This is a genomic window from Lacisediminimonas sp., assembly GCF_030645335.1.
In the GTDB taxonomy this organism is placed as follows: Bacteria; Pseudomonadota; Gammaproteobacteria; order Burkholderiales; family Burkholderiaceae_D; genus Lacisediminimonas.
The window spans coordinates 15,779-32,894 of the sequence record NZ_JAUSNH010000014.1 but is presented as its reverse complement, the minus strand read 5'-3'; the positions used below and the strand labels follow the sequence as shown (position 1 = coordinate 32,894).

Sequence of the window (17,116 nt, the reverse complement as noted above, 5' to 3'; positions counted from 1 at the left end):
TACATGAACGACCATAAGAAACCAACATTGAACCGCCGGGGATTCCTGGCTGGTACCGCGGCCTTTGCCGCCGTCGGCGGCCTGATGCCGGTCCAGACGCTGGCACAGTCGTCGGAAAAGCTGCGCATCGGCATGATGCTGCCGGCGACCGGCACCTTTGCCACGCTGGGCGACGCCGTTATCCGCGGCTTCAAGCAGTGCGTCGATGAAAACGGCGGCAAGTTCGCCGGCCGTGAACTCGAATTTTTCCACGTCGACGATGAGTCCAATCCGTCCAAGGCGCCAGAAAACGTCAACCGCCTGATCCAGCGTGACAAGGTCGACCTGCTGGTCGGCACCGTGCACTCGGGCGTTGCGCTGGCCATGTCGCGCGTGGTTCGTGCAACCGACACGCCGTGGATGATCCCGGTATCGATGTCCAACGAATTCACCGGCGCGCTGTGCGCTCCGAACGTGTTCCGTACCGGTTTCACGACCTGGCAGACCAACTACCCGATGGGCAAGATCCTGGTGGATGCCGGCTACAAGAAGATCGTCCACCTGAGCTGGAACTACCTTACAGCGCAAGAAAACCTGGCCGGCTTCAAGGCCGGACTCGAAGCCGCTGGCGGCAAGCTGTTCAAGGACCTGTGGGTGCCGTTCCCATCAGTGGAATTCCAGGCCATGCTGACTGAACTGGCCAGCATCAAGCCAGACGTCGTGGTTGCCTGGTTCCCGGGCGCGAGCGCAGTCAAGTGGTTCAAGGACTATGCAGCAGCCGGTCTGCGCAACATCCCGATGTATGGCAACGGTCACCTGACCGAAGGCATCCTGCACGCAACCAACGGCGAAGCCGAAGGCGTGCACACCGTGTTCCCGTATGCCGACGGACTCGACAATCCGAAAGACAAGGCCTTCCGCGCTGGCTACATGAAGCGCTACAACGCCGTTGCCGACACCAACTCCGTGACCGGTTACGACTCTGCACAATTGTTCAAGGCCGGCCTCGAAGCTGTCAAGGGCGACATCAAGAACAAGAAGGGCCTGATCGCCGGCATGGAAGCCGCCCGCATCGACAGCCCGCGCGGTCAATGGACCTTGTCCAAGGCACACAATCCGATCCAGGACTTTTACCTGCGTAAAGTCGTCGGCAAGGAAAACCGTGTCGTCCGCGTGGCCGCCAAGGCGCTGGCCGATCCGGCAACCGGCTGCAAGATGGTCTAACAGCACGTGACCGGGAAGGGCGCTGAGCCAGCAAGCCTGCGCAGCGCCCGGCTCCCGGCCCAGGCTTGCTGGCCGTTCTTGCCGCCTGCTGTTTTCCTGATCCGCAAGAATGAAGGCGCGTGCTTATGGCACGCGTTTTTCAAAGTCGAACCGCAGCTCTACTGGATTCAATCCCGATCGTGGACATTACAATTTTCTTCATACAGTTGCTGAATTCACTGCAATATGGCCTGGTGCTGTTTCTGGTCGCCAGTGGCCTGACATTGATATTCGGCATCATGGGCATTATCAATCTTGCGCATGGCAGCTTCTACATGCTGGGCGCCTGGCTGGCGTGGTGGCTGACCGGCAAGATAGGCAGCTTTGCCGTGGCAATTGCCGCCGGCATCGTCATTACGGTGGTGGTCGGCATGGTGCTGGAGCGGCTGATCATTCGCCGCTTCTACAATCGCGACCATCTGTACCAGGTGCTGGTGACCTACGGACTGATCCTGGTGTTCGAGGAATTGCGCAGCGTTTTCTGGGGCAATGATGTGCAAAGCGTCAAGGTGCCTGCAGTGTTCGACTATTCGATCGCACTGACCGAACAGCTCAGCTATTCCGTCTACCGCCTGTTCACCACGCTGTTCTGCGTTGCGGTGGCAATTGCGCTGTACTTGCTGATCAAGCACACCAAGCTGGGCATGACGATCCGTGCCGGTGCGTCCAACCGGCAGATGGTGCAGTCGCTGGGCATCAACATCAGTTTCCTGTACATGATGGTATTTGCAATGGGCGTTGGCCTGGCGGCGTTTGCCGGCCTGATCAATGCGCCGATCTCGTCGGTCTACCCGAACATGGGCGGCCAGGTGATGATCATGTCCTTCGTCGTGGTGGTGATCGGCGGCATTGGTTCGGTCAAGGGGGCATTCGTCGCCTCCTTGCTGATCGGCCTGGCCGAAACCTTCGGGCAATTGTTCATCCCGACCATGGCCGGCATGACCGTCTACGTATTGATGGCTGCGGTGCTGCTGTGGCGTCCGCAAGGTCTCTTCCAACAGGCTTAATGAGAATGAAAAAATTCCTATCCGGGGACGTCTGGCTGGTCCTCACCGTCATTGCGCTGATCGCCTTTCCGTGGGGCGGGTCGTATTTTTATACCGACCTCGCCGGCAAGGTACTGATCATGGGCATCTTCGCAATGAGCCTGAACCTGCTGGTGGGCTATACCGGGCTGGTCAGTTTCGGCCATGCCGCGTATTTCGGCCTGGGCGCCTACACGCTGGGTGTCGCCATCAAGCACCTTGGCGCGATCAGCATCTGGTGGAGCCTGCCAATGGCCATGGTGGTCGCTGGCGTGTTCGCGCTGATCACCGGCCTCTTGGTGCTGCGTACCCGCGGCATCTACTTCATCATGGTGACGCTGGCCTTTGCGCAGATGGTCTACTACGTGTTCCACGACACGCACATTGCCGGCGCCTCTGACGGCCAGCAAATCCTGTACCGGCCGACCTTGAAGCTTGGCGACACGGTGCTGGCCAACATGGATGACCAGAAGGCGTTCTACTACTTCGCACTTTGCTGCCTGGTGCTGGTCTATCTGTTCCTGCGGGTGGTGTTGCGCTCGTCGTTCGGCCATACGCTGCAAGGCATCAAGGTCAATGAACATCGGATGCGGGCCCTGGGCTTTCCGATATTCCGTTATCAACTGGCCAGTTTCATCCTCGCCGGCATGCTGGCCGGCATGGCCGGTTACCTGTCGGCGATGCAGTTCGGCATGGCCAACCCGGAAATGATTTCCTGGCACATGTCGGGTGCGGTGCTGATGATGGTGATCATGGGCGGCATGACGCGGCTTTACGGTCCCATCCTGGGTGCGGCGGTATTCGTGCTGCTGCAGGACATCTTTGCCGACCAGAATTTCTTCGGTGCAGCCGCTCCGCACTGGCAACTGACGATGGGCATCGTGGTGGTTCTGGTGGCCATGTACCTGCCTGACGGCGTGGCCGGCCTGCTGGCCCGGATATTCGGCCGCAAGCGCAGCGCCGAACCGGTGCAGGACGATGAAGCCGACGATGATTCGGCACCAGCAAAAACGGAGGCCGCTCGTGTCTGATCCCATCTTGCGTACAGAAGGTTTGACCAAGCGCTTCGGTGGCCTGGTTGCAGTCAGCAACGTTTCCCTGGAATTCAGGGTCGGCACGGTGCACGCGGTCATCGGGCCCAATGGCGCCGGCAAGTCGACCCTGACCAACCTGTTGTCGGGCGATTTGCCGCCGACCTCGGGCAGCGTCAATTTCGAGGGCCGCAATATCGCCGGCCTTACCCCCGAGCAGATTTCGCAGCTCGGGATCGGCCGCAGCTACCAGAAGACCAACATTTTCCTGCCGTTTTCGGTGTTCGAGAATTGCCGGCTTGCGGCGCAGTCGCGCAAACAGCATCCGTGGCGCATCTTTCGCTCCGCGGTAAGCTACCAGGACATCAACCGGGCAGCCAACCATGCCATCGAGCAGGCCGGACTGACCAGCGTGCGCGACCAGGTCGCCTCCGCGCTGTCGCACGGGCAGCAACGCCAGCTTGAAATTGCGATGTGCCTGGCCACCGGCCCGAAATTGCTGTTGCTCGACGAGCCGCTCGCCGGCATGGGGCATCACGAGTCGCTGATGATGATCGAGCTGATCAAGAAGCTGCGCGTCGATCACGCCATCATGTTGATCGAACACGACATGGATGCCATCTTTGCCGTGGCCGACACCCTGACCGTCATGGTCAACGGTGAGGTCCTCGATAGTGGCGACCCACAGGTCGTGCGCTCAAGCCCAATCGTCCAGCAGGTCTATCTCAGCCATGAATAACGCATTGCTCCAGGCGCAAGGCCTGCAAACTTTTTACGGCGTCAGCCATATTTTGCACCATGTCGATTTCAGCATCGCCCCCGGCGAGACGGTGGCGCTGATGGGCCGCAATGGCATGGGCAAGTCGACCCTGATCCGCAGCATGCTGGGCCTGGTGCGCCCGCGCGAAGGCACCGTCAAGGTGCGTGGCGAAGACATGACCAAGGCAGAGCCCCATGTGATTGCCCGGCGCGGCATTGCCTATGTGCCGGAAGGACGGGGGATTTTCCCGAACCTGTCGGTGCGCGAGAACCTGATCATGGCGGCGCGTGCCGGCGTGAACGGCAATCGCGACTGGACTTTCGAGCGCGTGATGGAGACTTTCCCGCGCCTGGCCGAGCGTATCAATAACGGCGGTGCGCAACTGTCGGGCGGCGAACAGCAGATGCTGACCATTGGCCGCGCGCTGATGACCAATCCCGACCTGTTGATCCTGGACGAGGCGACCGAAGGCCTGGCGCCGCTGATCGCGCGCGAAATCTGGAACATCATCAACACCATCCGCACTTCCGGCATCAGCACTGTCATTGTCGACAAGAATCACAAGGCGACCATGCGGCTGGCCGATCGAAGCGTGGTGCTGGTCAAGGGGCGGGTCGTGTTCCACGGACCGCCGCAAGAGCTGGCGGACAATCCGGAGCTGATGCAGCGCTTCCTGGGCGTCTAGCAGGAGCCGGGCATCAAGTACCAAGTACCAAGTATCGAGTATCGAGTATCGAGGATAGATTGCAGAATTCAATATTGACGTTGCACACACAGGCAGGGAGGACCACGGAAAGCGCGCAGGGCAAAAGTTTTCCCCGGTTCCATCACTGCCAGGGAAAACGAACATGAATGCCCCGTTGGATAGCACCGTAGCAAAAGGCCTTCACGTCGGCCGGTCCATGGAGCGCGTCGAAGACGCCACCTTGCTGACAGGTTCCGCCACTTATGGCGACGACATGCCGACCAAGCCGGGAACCCTGTATGCGGCGATCTTGCGTTCACCGCATGCGCACGCAGAAATTCTCGGCATTGACACCTCCAAAGCGCTGGCGATGCCGGGCGTGGCGGCGGTCATCATCGGCACCGAGGTGCGCGACGAGACCGAGCCGTTCATCGTTGGCGTCAAGGCGCCGATCGACGACTGGGCGCTGGCAGTGGACCGCGTGCGCTATGTCGGCGAGCCGGTTGCCGTGGTGGTCGCCAGCGACCGCTACAAGGCCGAAGATGCGCTCGAAGCCATCGAAGTCAGCTACCGCGCAATGACCCCGGTGGTCAGCATCGAGCAGGCGATGGCGCCTGGTGCCCTGTTGCTGCATCCGAAATGCGACAGCAACGTGGTGCATGACCGCTCATTCCGTTACGGTGACCCGGAGTCGGTATTTGCCGCTGCCCCGCACAAGGTCGTGCTCGACGTCGAGTATCCGCGCGTGATGGCCTGTCCGATCGAGGGCTACGTGATGGTCGCCGAGCACAATCGGGCTGAAGACAGCTACGAGGTGATGGCCAATTTCCAGGGACCGTTTTCCGTCCTCACGGTGGTGCCGCGCGCGATGCGCGTGCCGTCCAATAAATTCCGCCTGCGCACGCCGCCGAGTTCCGGCGGCAGCTTCGGTTCCAAGCTGGCGATATTCCCCTACATGATCTTGTTGTGCCTGGCGTCCAAGCGCGCCGGCCGGCCGGTGAAATGGGTGGAAGACCGGCTTGAGCACCTGGTGGCGTCCGGCTCCGGCCCTTACCGCGACACGCATATCGAAGCCGCTGTTTCCGCCGATGGCGAGATACTGGCAATGACTTGCGACCATATCGAAGAATACGGTTCCTGCCTGCGTGCGCCGATGCCAGGGCCCTTGTACCGGATGCATGGCATTACCACCGGTGGCTATGGCATACGCAACCTGTCGATCCGCAACCGCATCGTGCTGACCAACAAGGTGCCAGTCACCCTGGTGCGCGGATTCGGCGGACCGCAGATTTATTTCGCGCTGGAGCGGCTGGTACAGCGCATCGCGGTTGAACTGGACCTCGATCCGCTGGACGTCATCAAGCGCAACCTGGTCCAGCCTGATTCTTTCCCTTACCGCACTGCTGCCGGCGCATTGCTGGACTCCGGCAACTACCAGAAAGCCATCGAGGAATCGACCGGCATGGGCCGGCTCGATGCGTTGAAGCGGCGCCGCGACGAAGCCCGCGCGCAGGGACGGCTGTACGGTATCGGCTATGCTGCGGCGGTCGAGCCGGGCGTGTCCAACATGGGTTACCTGTCGGTGCTGCTGCCGCTGGAAGCGCGCAAGAAATCCGGACCGAAGGACGGTGCCGCCGGTACCGCCACCGTCGCCGTCGACGGCAATGGCATGGTGACCGTGGTGTCGGACTCGACGCCGCAGGGCCAGGGCCATCGCACGGTGCTGGCGCAAGTGGTGGCCGACCAGCTCGGACTCGATCCGCTGGATATCGCCGTCAACGTCGAACTCGATACCGCCAAGGATGGCTGGTCGATTGCGGCCGGCAATTACGCCAGCCGCTTCGCCGCGTCAACTTGCAGCGCCGCGCACATTGCTGCCGGCCGGGTGCGTGGCCGGCTGGCCGCGATTGCCGGCAAGATGCTGAACCTGCCGGCCGAGCAATTGGTGTTCGCCGGCGGAAAAATTTCATCGCTGACCGATCCGGCCAAGAGCTTGCCGTTCTACCGCGTCGCTGGCCTGGCCCACTGGTCGCCGGGTTCCCTGCCGGAGGGCGTGGGTCCGGGACTGCGCGAGACCGCGCAGTGGAGCCCGCCCGAACTCGAGCCGCCCACTGACAAGGACGAGATCAATACCTCCCTGACGTACGGCTTCATTTTCGACTACTGCGGCGTCGAGATCGACCGCGACACCGGCCAGGTCAATATCGACAAGTATGTGTCGGTGCATGACGGCGGTCGCTTGCTGAATCCGGCCATCGTCGAAGGGCAGGTCAGCGGTGCGCTGGCGCAATCGCTGGGCAGTTGCCTGTACGAGAATTTTGCCTACGACAGCGACGGCAGCCACCTGGCCGGCACCTACGCCGACTACCTGCTGCCCACGGCAATGGAAATCCCGCCGATCGAGTCATATCACATCGAAACGCCATCGCCATTCACGGCCACCGGCGCAAAAGGCATGGGCGAGGGCAACATGATGACCATGCCGGCTTGCGTCGGTAACGCAGTGGCCGACGCACTCGGCATCAAGGACGTCAGCCTGCCGCTGATTCCGTCGCGCGTGGCAGCCCTGCTGCATGGCGAGGAAACGGCGCGTCCGGCCGGCATGCAGTCCAGTGCTGCCGCCATGCCGGCTGCCGGCAAGGACGCGGGCGGCATGAACGGTTCCGGCTCCACGCTGGTGCCGGTCGCCCGCGAAAAAGTATGGGAAGCGCTGCTCGATCCGGAAGCATTGCGCGCCGTGATCCCGGGCTGCAAGTCGCTGGAAGTGGTCGGGCCCAATGAGTACCGGATAGTCGCCAGTGTCGGCGTCGGTCCGGTGCGCGGCACGTTCGCCATTTCGGCGAAATACAGCAACCTGCAAGCGCCAGAATCGGCGTCGTTCGCCATGGAGGCCAGCGGTCCGCTTGGTTTCTCCAGCGGCGGCGGCGCAATCCGCCTCGATACCGAGGGCGAAGGAACCAATGTGCATTACACCTACAGTGTCCGGCTGTCCGGCAAGATCGCCACGATCGGCGGACGCATGCTCGACGGCGCTGCCCGCGTGCTGATCGGCGCCTTCTTCGACGCGCTCGCCAGGCAGGCCGGCGGACAGGCCCAACCCGGTTGGCTTGCGCAGATGTGGCGCAACCTGCAACGCATGGGGAGTTCGGATAAATGAAACCGGCTTCGTTTGATTACCTGCGCGCCAGCAGCGAGGAAGAGGCAGTTGGTGCGCTGTCGAAATTTGGCGCCGGCGCCCGCGTGCTGGCTGGCGGCCAGTCGCTGATGGCGATCCTCAACATGCGCCTGGCAGAGCCAGAGATCGTGGTCGATATTGCCGACATACCGTCGCTGAAGTCGATCCGCATCGATGGCAATGCCGTCGAAGTACGCGCAGCCGTGACGCAAGCCGAGCTGTTGAGCTGGCCGCAACTGCAAAAAGAGTTGCCGCTGGTTGCTGCCGCCTTGCCCTGGGTTGGCCATTTCCAGACGCGCAACCGCGGCACCGTATGCGGCTCCATCGCCCATTCCGATCCCAGTTCCGAATTGCCATTGTGCCTGGCCATGCTGGGCGCAGAAGTCGAACTGCGCTCGGTGCGCGGCGTGCGCCGCTTGCCGGCGTCGGCCTTCCAGGTCGGCATGTTGTCGACCGCAAGGGCGGCCGATGAACTGGTCACCGCGGTGCGCTTCCCGCGCCACCAGGCCGGCGAAGGCGTTGCCTTTCGCGAGATCGGGCGGCGGCATGGCGATTTCGCCATCGTCGCGCTCGCTGCGCGCGCCAGTGGCGGCAAGACGCTGCTCGGCGTGGGCGGCGTTGCCGACCGGCCGACGGTACGCGACTTTGGCACTGTAGAGGGTGCGGCGCTGGCCGAAGCATTGAACGCATTTGCCTGGGAAATGGGCGGCAACGACGATATCCATGCGTCGGCCCGTTATCGCAGGGAGTTGGTACGGCGTCTCGGCGCAAAAGTCATTGAGGAGGCGCGCGCATGTCAGTCTTGAAAGCAAACCAGTTGCACCAGGTCACGCTCACCCTGAACGGACGTCCGGTCGAGGGCCAGGCCGAGCCGCGCATGCTGCTGTCGGATTTCCTGCGCCATGAAATCGGCGCCACCGGCACCCATGTCGGCTGCGAACACGGCGTGTGCGGCGCCTGCACCGTGCGTATCGACGGTGTGGCCGCGCGTGCCTGCCTGACGCTGGCCGTACAGGCCAGTGGCAAGCGTATCGACACCGTGGAAGGACTGGCCGAAGAAGACGGCACCTTGTCGGTGCTGCAGCAATCCTTCAAGCGCCATCACGCCCTGCAATGCGGCTATTGCACGGCCGGCATCCTGATGTCGCTGACCCATTACCTCGAAATCAATCCCGACGCCAACCGTGAGCAGCTACGGGAAGTCATCGGCGGCCATTTGTGCCGCTGCACCGGCTACACGCCGATCGTGGAGGCAGCCGTGGAAGCGGCCGAACTCCTGCGGCAAAACCGAACCAGCAAGGTCTGACCAAATGAAGCCAACATACAAGCCCGTAGCGGCACACCAGCACGGCAACTGCGCTTGCCACCCGGTCATCGGCTCGAAAAAAGAAGCCGCTCCGCTTGCCGCCGACGCACCGGCAGCGGGTGCAGCCAAGCCTGCCGCCGCTGCCGCAACGGCCAGCCAGAAGGCCCCCGCAAGCCCGTCCGCTGGCATGAAGCCGCCAACCAAACTGGAATACCCGTTCAAGGAGTATCCGGAGTCCGGCAAGATCGTTGAAGTCGCCGAGGGCATTTTCTGGCTCTCCACACCGCTGCCGTTCCGGCTGCGTGCGATCAATGCCTATCTGATCGAAGAAAAGGAAGGCTGGACCATCGTCGATTGCGGTTATGGCGCCGAAGGTGCGCGCACCGAATGGGAACAAGTTTGGCAGAACCAGATGAAGGACAAGCCGGTCACGCGCGTGGTGGTGACCCACTTCCATCCCGACCATTTCGGCAATGCCGGCTGGATGCAGGAAAAGTGGGGCGTACGTCCCAGCATGTCCGAGACCGAGTGGGCGTTCGGCAACCTGGCCGCGCAAAACCTGAACACCGATGCGATCGAGCCGCGCTGCGTTTTCTACGCAAAAAATGGATTGTCCAAACCCTTCGTCGACCAGTTCCGCAATGAAGTGTTCCGCTATCCGCATGGCTGCCCGACCGTACCCGACAGCTTCAATTGCCTGAAGGACGGCGAAGTCCTGTCGATCAACAACAGCAACTGGAGAGTCATGATCGGCCGCGGCCATTCGCCAGAGCATGTCTGCCTGTACAACAACGATCTCGGGATCATGATGGCGGGTGACCAGGTCCTGCCGGAGATTTCGCCCAACGTCAGCGTCTGGCACATCGAACCCAATGCCAACCCCCTGGGCGACTTCCTCGACACGATGGACCGCTTCCGTCCGGCAATGCGCAAGGACACCCTGGTATTGCCATCGCATCGCCGGCCGTTCCGCGGTGTGCATGACCGCTTCGATGAGCTGGAACACCACCATCACCTGCGCCTGGCCGAAATCATGGCGGCGACCGGACCGGCCGGCATCACCGCAGGCGACCTGCTGCCGATGATTTTCCCGCCCAACCTGGATGGTCACCAGTTGGGCTTTGCGATGAACGAGGCGCTGGCGCATCTGAATTACCTGATGTACGAGGGCAAGCTGGTTCGACGCACGGATGCAGGTGGAATCATCCGCTTCCATCGCACCTGAACGCGGTGAAACGCCCATCCGGCGCGCGCCGGATGGGCGGGCAGTGTCAATCGGCAAAGAGGTCGCTCGGGTCCGCATGGACATGGCGGTTGCGGCCGGGGGCGGCGGTACATGAACACGGTTTTGTCTCTATATAATGTTGCGCGCCGCCCTGGATTAGCCAGGCGAGTCGCCAATCATTCATTTTTGGGTCCACCACGATGTCGTTAAAGTTAGCGATCCTGGGCTTGCTCTCGCTGCAACCTGCGTCAGGGTATGACATCAAGCGCACGATCGACCGATCGGTGTACTTCATCTGGAACGTAACCGGACCGCAGATCTACACCACCCTGCGCACACTGCGCGAGGACGGTTTGATCGCCAGCGAATCCATTCCCCAGGTCGGCAAGCCGGCCAAGCAGATCCATACCATTACCGAGCAAGGCAAACTGGCCCTGGAAGCCCTGGTCAATGAACCGATACAGGCTGCCGTCACACGCGACGAGGTGTTGTTGCGGGTGTTCTTTGGCAATTTTGCCGATGAGGCGACGATGTTGCGGGAGTTGAGGGCGTATCTGGACCGGATTACCAGCGAGCGGCTGTATATGGAAAAAACCGAGGCGCGGGTGGTTGCGCGGCCGGGGGCGCGGGAGAAGGAACGGCGTTTCCAGTTGCTGTCCCTGCACCTGAAGGTGGCGCAGTACAGGGTGATGGAGCAGGAGCTTGAAATGTTCCTGGAGCGGGAGAGCCAGATGATCAAGGCCGAGCAAGCCGACAAGTAAAAAATACCCTTATAAAAGCGTACTTCGGTCTGGTTTCAAAATATCCCCGGCCCTGTCAGGCCTGGCATCAATCGACAGTCGCCCCAGAAATCCTTCCTGGCCTGAGCCAGCCACACCAAGCGCAAGCGCGGTCCCGGCCGCTGGTTTGATCCTGGCCAGCGCAACGCACCCGCATCCAGGATCAAGAGTTTTCTGCGCCGCTGCATTACCATGTGCGGATTGCGTCCATCCGCCAGGTCACCATGAAACACCTCACACCCGCCTTTGCCGCTGCTGCCGCGCTGCTGAACAAGCTGCTGCTGCCGGCCATGCTCGCATTGACGCCCCCCGCAGCCCTTGCCGCAGCCCCGCCTGAGATACAGCTTGCACCGGTCAAGCTCACCGAGCGGGTCTACTATTTCCGCGGCGACTCAGGCATGGCGAGTGCGGCGAACAAGGGCTTCATGTCCAATGCCGGCTTTGTCATCACCAACGACGGCGTCGTCGTGTTCGATGCGCTGGGCACGCCGGTGCTCGGTGCCGCGATGTTGAAGGCGATCAGGTCGGTAACGGCGCAGCCGGTGCGCCGCATCATCGTCAGCCACTACCATGCCGACCATGTGTATGGCCTGCAGGCATTGAAAGCCGGCGGCGCCGAAATCTGGGCGCACGAGAATGGCCGCCGGGCACTCGGCTCGGACGAGGCGCAACAACGCCTGGCGCAACGTCGCAAGGACCTGTTTCCGTGGGTCGATGACGCAACCCGGCTGGTGCCGGCCGACCGCTGGCTCTCGTTCAAGCAGGACAAGCGGGTGCCCTTCGAATTGGGCGGCGTGCGCTTCCAGGTCATCGACGCCAGCGGCGCCCACTCGGACGACGACCTGATGTTGTATGTCGAGGAAGGCCGGGTATTGTTCGCGGGCGACCTGTACTTCACCGGCCGCATTCCTTTCGTGGGCAATGCCGACAGCCGGCAGTGGCTGCTGGCACTGGATCGGATCAGCGAAGTGGGTCCGGCAATTGCCATCCCCGGTCACGGCGCCGCCTCGACCGACACCGGGCGCGACCTGAAACTGACACGGGACTATCTGCTTTACTTGCGCCGGGTGATGGGAGAGGCAGTCGACAATATGACCGGTTTTGAAGACGCCTACCGGCAGACCGACTGGTCCGCATTTGAAAAATATCCGGCATTCGAGGCGGCCAACCGGCTCAACGCTTTTGGCACCTATTTGCTGATGGAACGCGAAAGCTTGCAAAAAAAATGAGGCAGGGAATGCGGGACATGAAGCAGAAAGAGGGTGGTGCGCCCGGGCGGCATGAGCCACGCACGCTGCGCGGGCTGCGTGCGATGCCTGGCCTGCGGATGATGCGCATCGGCACCGCGCTGGTGCTCGCCATGCTGGCCGGCGGCTGTGGAACCTTGCGAACGATCGACAAGCTCGAAGACGGTGCCGGCCAGCAGGCGGCGCTGATCTGGCAGCGCTGGATCGATTCCGGCGGCGACATCGCCGCCGCCGTGACATGGGAGCGCAAGGTGGCGCCGGGCGTGACGGTGGCGCATATCGAAGCTGCGCTGATCAGCGTGGCGGCAGAAGAAAACATGCGGGCAGTGGGCGAGCTGCCGCTGTCGAAGGAACTCGAAGCCCGCACTGGCCAGAAACAAAAATTCCTGAAAGCCTATTCCTACTGCACGCCGGCCACAGCGCGCATGATGGTCGACTTCAGCCCGCACATGGCGGCTTTCCTGCCGTGTCGTATCGTGGTGGTCGAACAGGAAGACGGCCTTTGGATGTACACCATGAACATGGACATGATGGTCAATATGGGCCGCAAGCTGCCGCCGGCACTGCGCGCCGAAGCGCGCAAGGTGCGTGACACGGTGTGGAAGCTGATGGAACGCGGCGCCAAAGGCGAGTTCTAAGCGGCTGAACCAGCGCGGCGGGCAAGTAGTCCTGAAGCGTCAGCATGGATCCCGGCTTGGGTGCACGCAGTTGTGCTGCGCCGCACAATCGATTTTCGTTGCACAACTCAATCGGAATATGATTAAGTACGCATATACCGAATTTTGAAAAACGAATCGTGCTAACCAATCCCGAGCCAGCCGAGCTGAATCAGCTTTTCGAAGATGTTTCCGGCTATTTCGCCCTGCTGTCGGAGCCGACACGGATAAAGATCCTGTACACCTTGTGCATGGGCGAGCGGCCGGTGGGCGACATCGTCGATCAGGTCGGTTCAACGCAGGCAAACGTCTCGCGGCATCTGAACATGTTGTATCGCGCGAAAGTGCTGGCGCGCCGCAAGGAAGGCACGCAGGTGTACTACCGCATCGACGACGACAACACGATGAACCTGTGCCGCACCGTTTGCACGCAAATGTCCGAACGTATCGAGCAGCAAACCACGTTCAACAAGGATGTCGTGAAAAAGTTCATCCGCGTCAATGGCTAGCCGGCCAGGTAGGGTCGGCGCCCGCGGAGTATCGTAAATAAAAATTGGCGCAACGGCGCGAAACCCTTCAGGGGGCTGCGCTGTCTGTGCTTTTGTAACAGGAGACAGGAATGGCTGACCGCCCTTCGCCGGGCCGCATCGTACGCGCGCCGGAAAATTTTATTGACGCTGATCTGCAGCAGCAGATCAACCAGCATGGCCTCGACGACACCCGGCGCGGCTTCCTGCGCAAGAGCTTTGTCGCTGCCAGTGCAGCACTGGCTGCGGGCAGTAGCTGGGCACAGGCTGCGGTGCCGGCCGACGGCGACCCGGCAATCCTGAACCTGCCCTTGCACAGCCGCACGCTGGGCCAGCCGGTCGCCTCCCGCCCCTACGGCCAGCCATCCAAATTCGAAACCCAGTTGCAGCGCCGTGAATCCCCGGGCCTGACCCGGGTATCGGCGGCATCGGTGTCGTTTGCACCCTTGCAGGGGCTGTTCGGCATGATTACGCCAAGCGGGCTGCACTTCGAGCGGCATCACCAGGGCTGGCACGATATCGACCCTGCCGGCCATCGCCTGATGATCAACGGCCTGGTGCGCAACGCCCGTGTCTACACGATGGATGACTTGATGCGCCTGCCTTCGGTATCGCGCATCCACTTCATCGAATGCGGCGCCAATACCGCGATGGAATGGAGCAATTCCGCAGTGCCGACAGTGCAGTACACGCACGGCATGCTCAGTTGCAGCGAGTTCACCGGCGTGCCGCTGTCGGTGCTGCTCGATGACTGCGGTTTCGACCGCAAGAATGGCAAGTTCGTGCTGGCCGAGGGCGCTGACGGTTCAGGCATGACGCGCACCATTGCGATGGACCGCGCGCTGGACGACGTGATTGTTGCCTATGGCATGAATGGCGAGATGCTGCGGCCCGAAAATGGCTATCCATTGCGCCTGGTGGTGCCGGGCATACAGGGTGTGTCCTGGGTCAAGTGGCTGCGCCGCATCGAGGTGGGCGACCGTCCGTGGAACACCAAGGACGAGACGCTGCATTATGTGGACCTGATGCCGGACGGCACGCACCGGCAGTACACGTCGATACAGGAATGCAAGTCGGTGATCACCACGCCTTCCGGTGGCCAGCGCATGGTCGGCCGCGGGTTCTACAACATCAGCGGACTGGCCTGGTCGGGCCGCGGCAAGGTCAAGCGGGTGGACGTGTCGGTGGACGGTGGACGCAACTGGCGTACGGCGCGGCTGGAAACGCCGGTGCTGACCAAAGCCCTGACCCGCTTCAATATCGACTGGACCTGGGACGGCAACCCGGCCTTGTTGCAGTCGCGTGCGATCGATGACACGGGCTATGTACAGCCGACCGGACGGGAATTGCGGGCCGCGCGCGGCACACGCTCGATCTACCATAACAATGGCATCCAGACCTGGCAGGTCGCCACTTCCGGGGAGGTGTCGAATGTCCAGGTTTAACAGGGGCTTGCGCGCCTGCGCACTGGCGCTGCTGACGGTGATTGCAGCGACGGCCGCCAATGCCGGCAATTTTGCGGGGGTTGGCCGCAGCGCCACTGAAAAGGAGGTCGCGGCATGGGATATCGATGTGCGCCCCGACTTCAAGGGCTTGCCCAAAGGTTCGGGGTCGGTCACCAAGGGCATGGCGGTGTGGGACGCGCGCTGCGCTTCCTGCCACGGCAGCTTTGGCGAATCCAATGAAGTCTTCACGCCCATTATCGGCGGCACCAAGGCCGACGATATCAAGACCGGGCGCGTCGCGGCGCTGGCAGGAAACAGCCAGCCACAGCGCACCACGCTGATGAAGCTGTCGACTGTCTCGACGCTATGGGATTACATCAATCGCTCGATGCCCTGGAACGAGCCGAAATCGCTCAGCGTCGAAGAGGTCTACGCTGTCACCGCTTATATCCTGAACATGGGCGAGATCGTTGCGGATGATTTCGTGCTGTCGGACCAGAATATCGGCGCCGTCCAGGCGCGCCTGCCCAACCGTAACGGCATGAGCACCAAGCATGGCCTGTGGGACTTGCGTGGCAAGCCGGACGTGCGCAGCAAGGCCTGCATGAAAGATTGTCCGGCGCCTGCCACCATCTCGTCGTCGCTGCCAGCCAGCGCGCACGGCGCGCACGGCAACCTGGCCGAGCAGAACCGTTCGTTCGGGCCGGTGCGGGGCATGCCGCTGGTCGCTGCTGGTGTTGCTGCAGTTGCACCGGCCAAGCCTGCAGGTGCGGCTGCCAGCCCGCCAAGTGCGGTGGCGGGCGGTGCGTTAAAGCTGGCGCAGCAATATGCGTGCGTTGCTTGCCACGGTGTCGCCAACCGGCTGGTTGGCCCCGGTTTCAATGAAGTGGCAGCCAAGTACAAGGGCGACGCCAACGCGGAGAACCGCTTGCTGGAAAAAATGCGACAGGGTGGCGCAGGTGCCTGGGGGCAGGTGCCGATGCCGCCACAGGGCCATGTGCCCGAGGCCGACCTGCGTGCGCTGGTGCAATGGATCCTGAAGCCGGGTTCCTGAAGCGCGCCCTGACATGCTCACTGCAGCAGGAAAGAAGTTAGTATCGAACACTGTTTATTGTCCGGACAGGGCCGCGCATTCCAAGAGCACTTGCCGGTAGCTGTTGTTTTTATCCATAGGAGAGATCATGAATCAAAGTCGACGCGATGCAATGCGCATCGCAACCGTGCTGGGGCTGGCAGTCAGTGCAGGAATACTGACGCCGGGGCTGGCCTTCGCGGCCGAATGGAACGCCAAGGCGTTCGATGCAAAAACCCTGAAGGAAGTCGAGCAAGCGCTCGGCGTGGGTAGCGTCACCAACAGCAAGGACGTTGCCATCACTGGCCCGGACATCGCTGAAAACGGTGCGGTGGTGCCGGTTTCGGTCACCAGTTCCCTGCCCAAGACCGAGTATGTTGCGATCCTGATCGAAAAGAACCCGAGTCCCCTGGCGGCCGGCTTCACCATTCCGGATGGCACCAGCACGACTGTCACGACCCGGGTAAAGATGGGCGGCACGTCGAACGTGCATGCGCTGGTCAAGGCGGACGGCAAGTGGTTCACGTCGTCCAAGGAAATCAAAGTCACGTTGGGCGGTTGCGGCGGTTGACCCGCCCCCTTCCATCACGACCAAACTATTAATTCGAGAGGACTATCATGGGCGACCCGATGCGCATCCGCGCGGCGAGTAGTGGCGACACAACCGAAGTAAAAATACTGATGCGGCATGACATGGAAACCGGCCAGCGCAAGGATGCGAGCGGCAAGGTAATTCCACCACATCACATCACCAGCGTAGTGGCGACCCACAATGGCAAGATCGTACTTGACGCCTCGTTCGGGCCGGCAGTGTCGAAGGACCCGTTCCTGTCATTCAAGTTCAAGGGCGGCGCAAAAGGCGACAAGGTCACCGTCACCTGGAAAGACAACAAGGGTGATTCACGCACCGACGAAGCCACGATCTCCTGATCGGCCCTGAC

General features: G+C 61.9%; 17 protein-coding genes. All 17 read left to right on the top strand.

What is annotated here, in order from left to right; genetic code table 11:
- Positions 1-3: 3 nt before the first annotated feature.
- The 17 genes from Q7T64_RS01140 to soxZ all read left to right on the top strand — a co-directional run bounded on the left by Q7T64_RS01140 (position 4) and on the right by soxZ (position 17,105).
- Positions 4-1,203, top strand: a complete 1,200-nt coding sequence (locus Q7T64_RS01140; protein WP_304789758.1) for an ABC transporter substrate-binding protein — start codon at positions 4-6, stop codon at positions 1,201-1,203.
- A 179-nt stretch (positions 1,204-1,382) separates the two neighbouring features.
- Complete coding sequence (locus tag Q7T64_RS01135; protein WP_304789755.1) at positions 1,383-2,249, top strand: branched-chain amino acid ABC transporter permease; 867 nt, start codon at positions 1,383-1,385, stop codon at positions 2,247-2,249.
- Positions 2,250-2,254: 5 nt separating this feature from the next.
- Positions 2,255-3,298 (top strand): branched-chain amino acid ABC transporter permease, encoded by a 1,044-nt coding sequence (locus Q7T64_RS01130; protein WP_304789751.1) that lies wholly within the window; start codon positions 2,255-2,257, stop codon positions 3,296-3,298.
- The gene (locus Q7T64_RS01125) at positions 3,291-4,037 is read left to right on the top strand and encodes an ABC transporter ATP-binding protein (protein ID WP_304789748.1); all 747 of its coding nucleotides are present in this window, start codon (positions 3,291-3,293) and stop codon (positions 4,035-4,037) included. Before Q7T64_RS01130 ends, Q7T64_RS01125 begins: the two co-directional genes overlap by 8 nt.
- Positions 4,030-4,743 carry an ABC transporter ATP-binding protein gene (locus Q7T64_RS01120; protein ID WP_304789745.1) on the top strand — a complete coding sequence of 238 codons (714 nt, stop codon included), beginning with the start codon at positions 4,030-4,032 and terminating at the stop codon, positions 4,741-4,743. The genes Q7T64_RS01125 and Q7T64_RS01120 overlap by 8 nt, the downstream gene beginning before the upstream one ends.
- 163 nt (positions 4,744-4,906) lie before the next feature.
- Positions 4,907-7,900 (top strand): molybdopterin cofactor-binding domain-containing protein, encoded by a 2,994-nt coding sequence (locus tag Q7T64_RS01115; protein ID WP_304789742.1) that lies wholly within the window; start codon positions 4,907-4,909, stop codon positions 7,898-7,900.
- Positions 7,897-8,724, top strand: a complete 828-nt coding sequence (locus tag Q7T64_RS01110; RefSeq protein ID WP_304789739.1) for a xanthine dehydrogenase family protein subunit M — start codon at positions 7,897-7,899, stop codon at positions 8,722-8,724. The genes Q7T64_RS01115 and Q7T64_RS01110 overlap by 4 nt, the downstream gene beginning before the upstream one ends.
- Positions 8,712-9,224: a (2Fe-2S)-binding protein gene (locus tag Q7T64_RS01105; protein ID WP_304789736.1), complete on the top strand. Its 513-nt coding sequence runs from the start codon at positions 8,712-8,714 to the stop codon at positions 9,222-9,224. Before Q7T64_RS01110 ends, Q7T64_RS01105 begins: the two co-directional genes overlap by 13 nt.
- A 4-nt stretch (positions 9,225-9,228) precedes the next feature.
- Positions 9,229-10,449 carry an MBL fold metallo-hydrolase gene (locus tag Q7T64_RS01100; RefSeq protein WP_304789733.1) on the top strand — a complete coding sequence of 407 codons (1,221 nt, stop codon included), beginning with the start codon at positions 9,229-9,231 and terminating at the stop codon, positions 10,447-10,449.
- A 200-nt stretch (positions 10,450-10,649) separates the two neighbouring features.
- On the top strand, positions 10,650-11,210 hold the full coding sequence (locus Q7T64_RS01095; protein ID WP_304789729.1) for a PadR family transcriptional regulator: 561 nt from the start codon (positions 10,650-10,652) through the stop codon (positions 11,208-11,210).
- 242 nt (positions 11,211-11,452) lie between these two features.
- Positions 11,453-12,457: an MBL fold metallo-hydrolase gene (locus Q7T64_RS01090; protein WP_304789726.1), complete on the top strand. Its 1,005-nt coding sequence runs from the start codon at positions 11,453-11,455 to the stop codon at positions 12,455-12,457.
- Positions 12,458-12,474: 17 nt separating this feature from the next.
- On the top strand, positions 12,475-13,113 hold the full coding sequence (locus tag Q7T64_RS01085; protein ID WP_304789723.1) for a DUF302 domain-containing protein: 639 nt from the start codon (positions 12,475-12,477) through the stop codon (positions 13,111-13,113).
- Positions 13,114-13,271: 158 nt separating this feature from the next.
- Complete coding sequence (locus tag Q7T64_RS01080) at positions 13,272-13,640, top strand: metalloregulator ArsR/SmtB family transcription factor (RefSeq protein WP_304789720.1); 369 nt, start codon at positions 13,272-13,274, stop codon at positions 13,638-13,640.
- Between the two features lie 110 nt (positions 13,641-13,750).
- Entirely contained in the window at positions 13,751-15,103 is a 1,353-nt protein-coding gene (gene soxC / locus Q7T64_RS01075) for a sulfite dehydrogenase (protein WP_304789718.1), read from the top strand.
- Positions 15,090-16,157: a c-type cytochrome gene (locus Q7T64_RS01070; RefSeq protein ID WP_304789713.1), complete on the top strand. Its 1,068-nt coding sequence runs from the start codon at positions 15,090-15,092 to the stop codon at positions 16,155-16,157. Before soxC ends, Q7T64_RS01070 begins: the two co-directional genes overlap by 14 nt.
- A 127-nt stretch (positions 16,158-16,284) precedes the next feature.
- Complete coding sequence (soxY, locus tag Q7T64_RS01065) at positions 16,285-16,746, top strand: thiosulfate oxidation carrier protein SoxY (protein WP_304789710.1); 462 nt, start codon at positions 16,285-16,287, stop codon at positions 16,744-16,746.
- Between the two features lie 47 nt (positions 16,747-16,793).
- Positions 16,794-17,105 carry a thiosulfate oxidation carrier complex protein SoxZ gene (gene soxZ, locus Q7T64_RS01060; protein ID WP_304789706.1) on the top strand — a complete coding sequence of 104 codons (312 nt, stop codon included), beginning with the start codon at positions 16,794-16,796 and terminating at the stop codon, positions 17,103-17,105.
- Positions 17,106-17,116 lie beyond the last annotated feature (11 nt).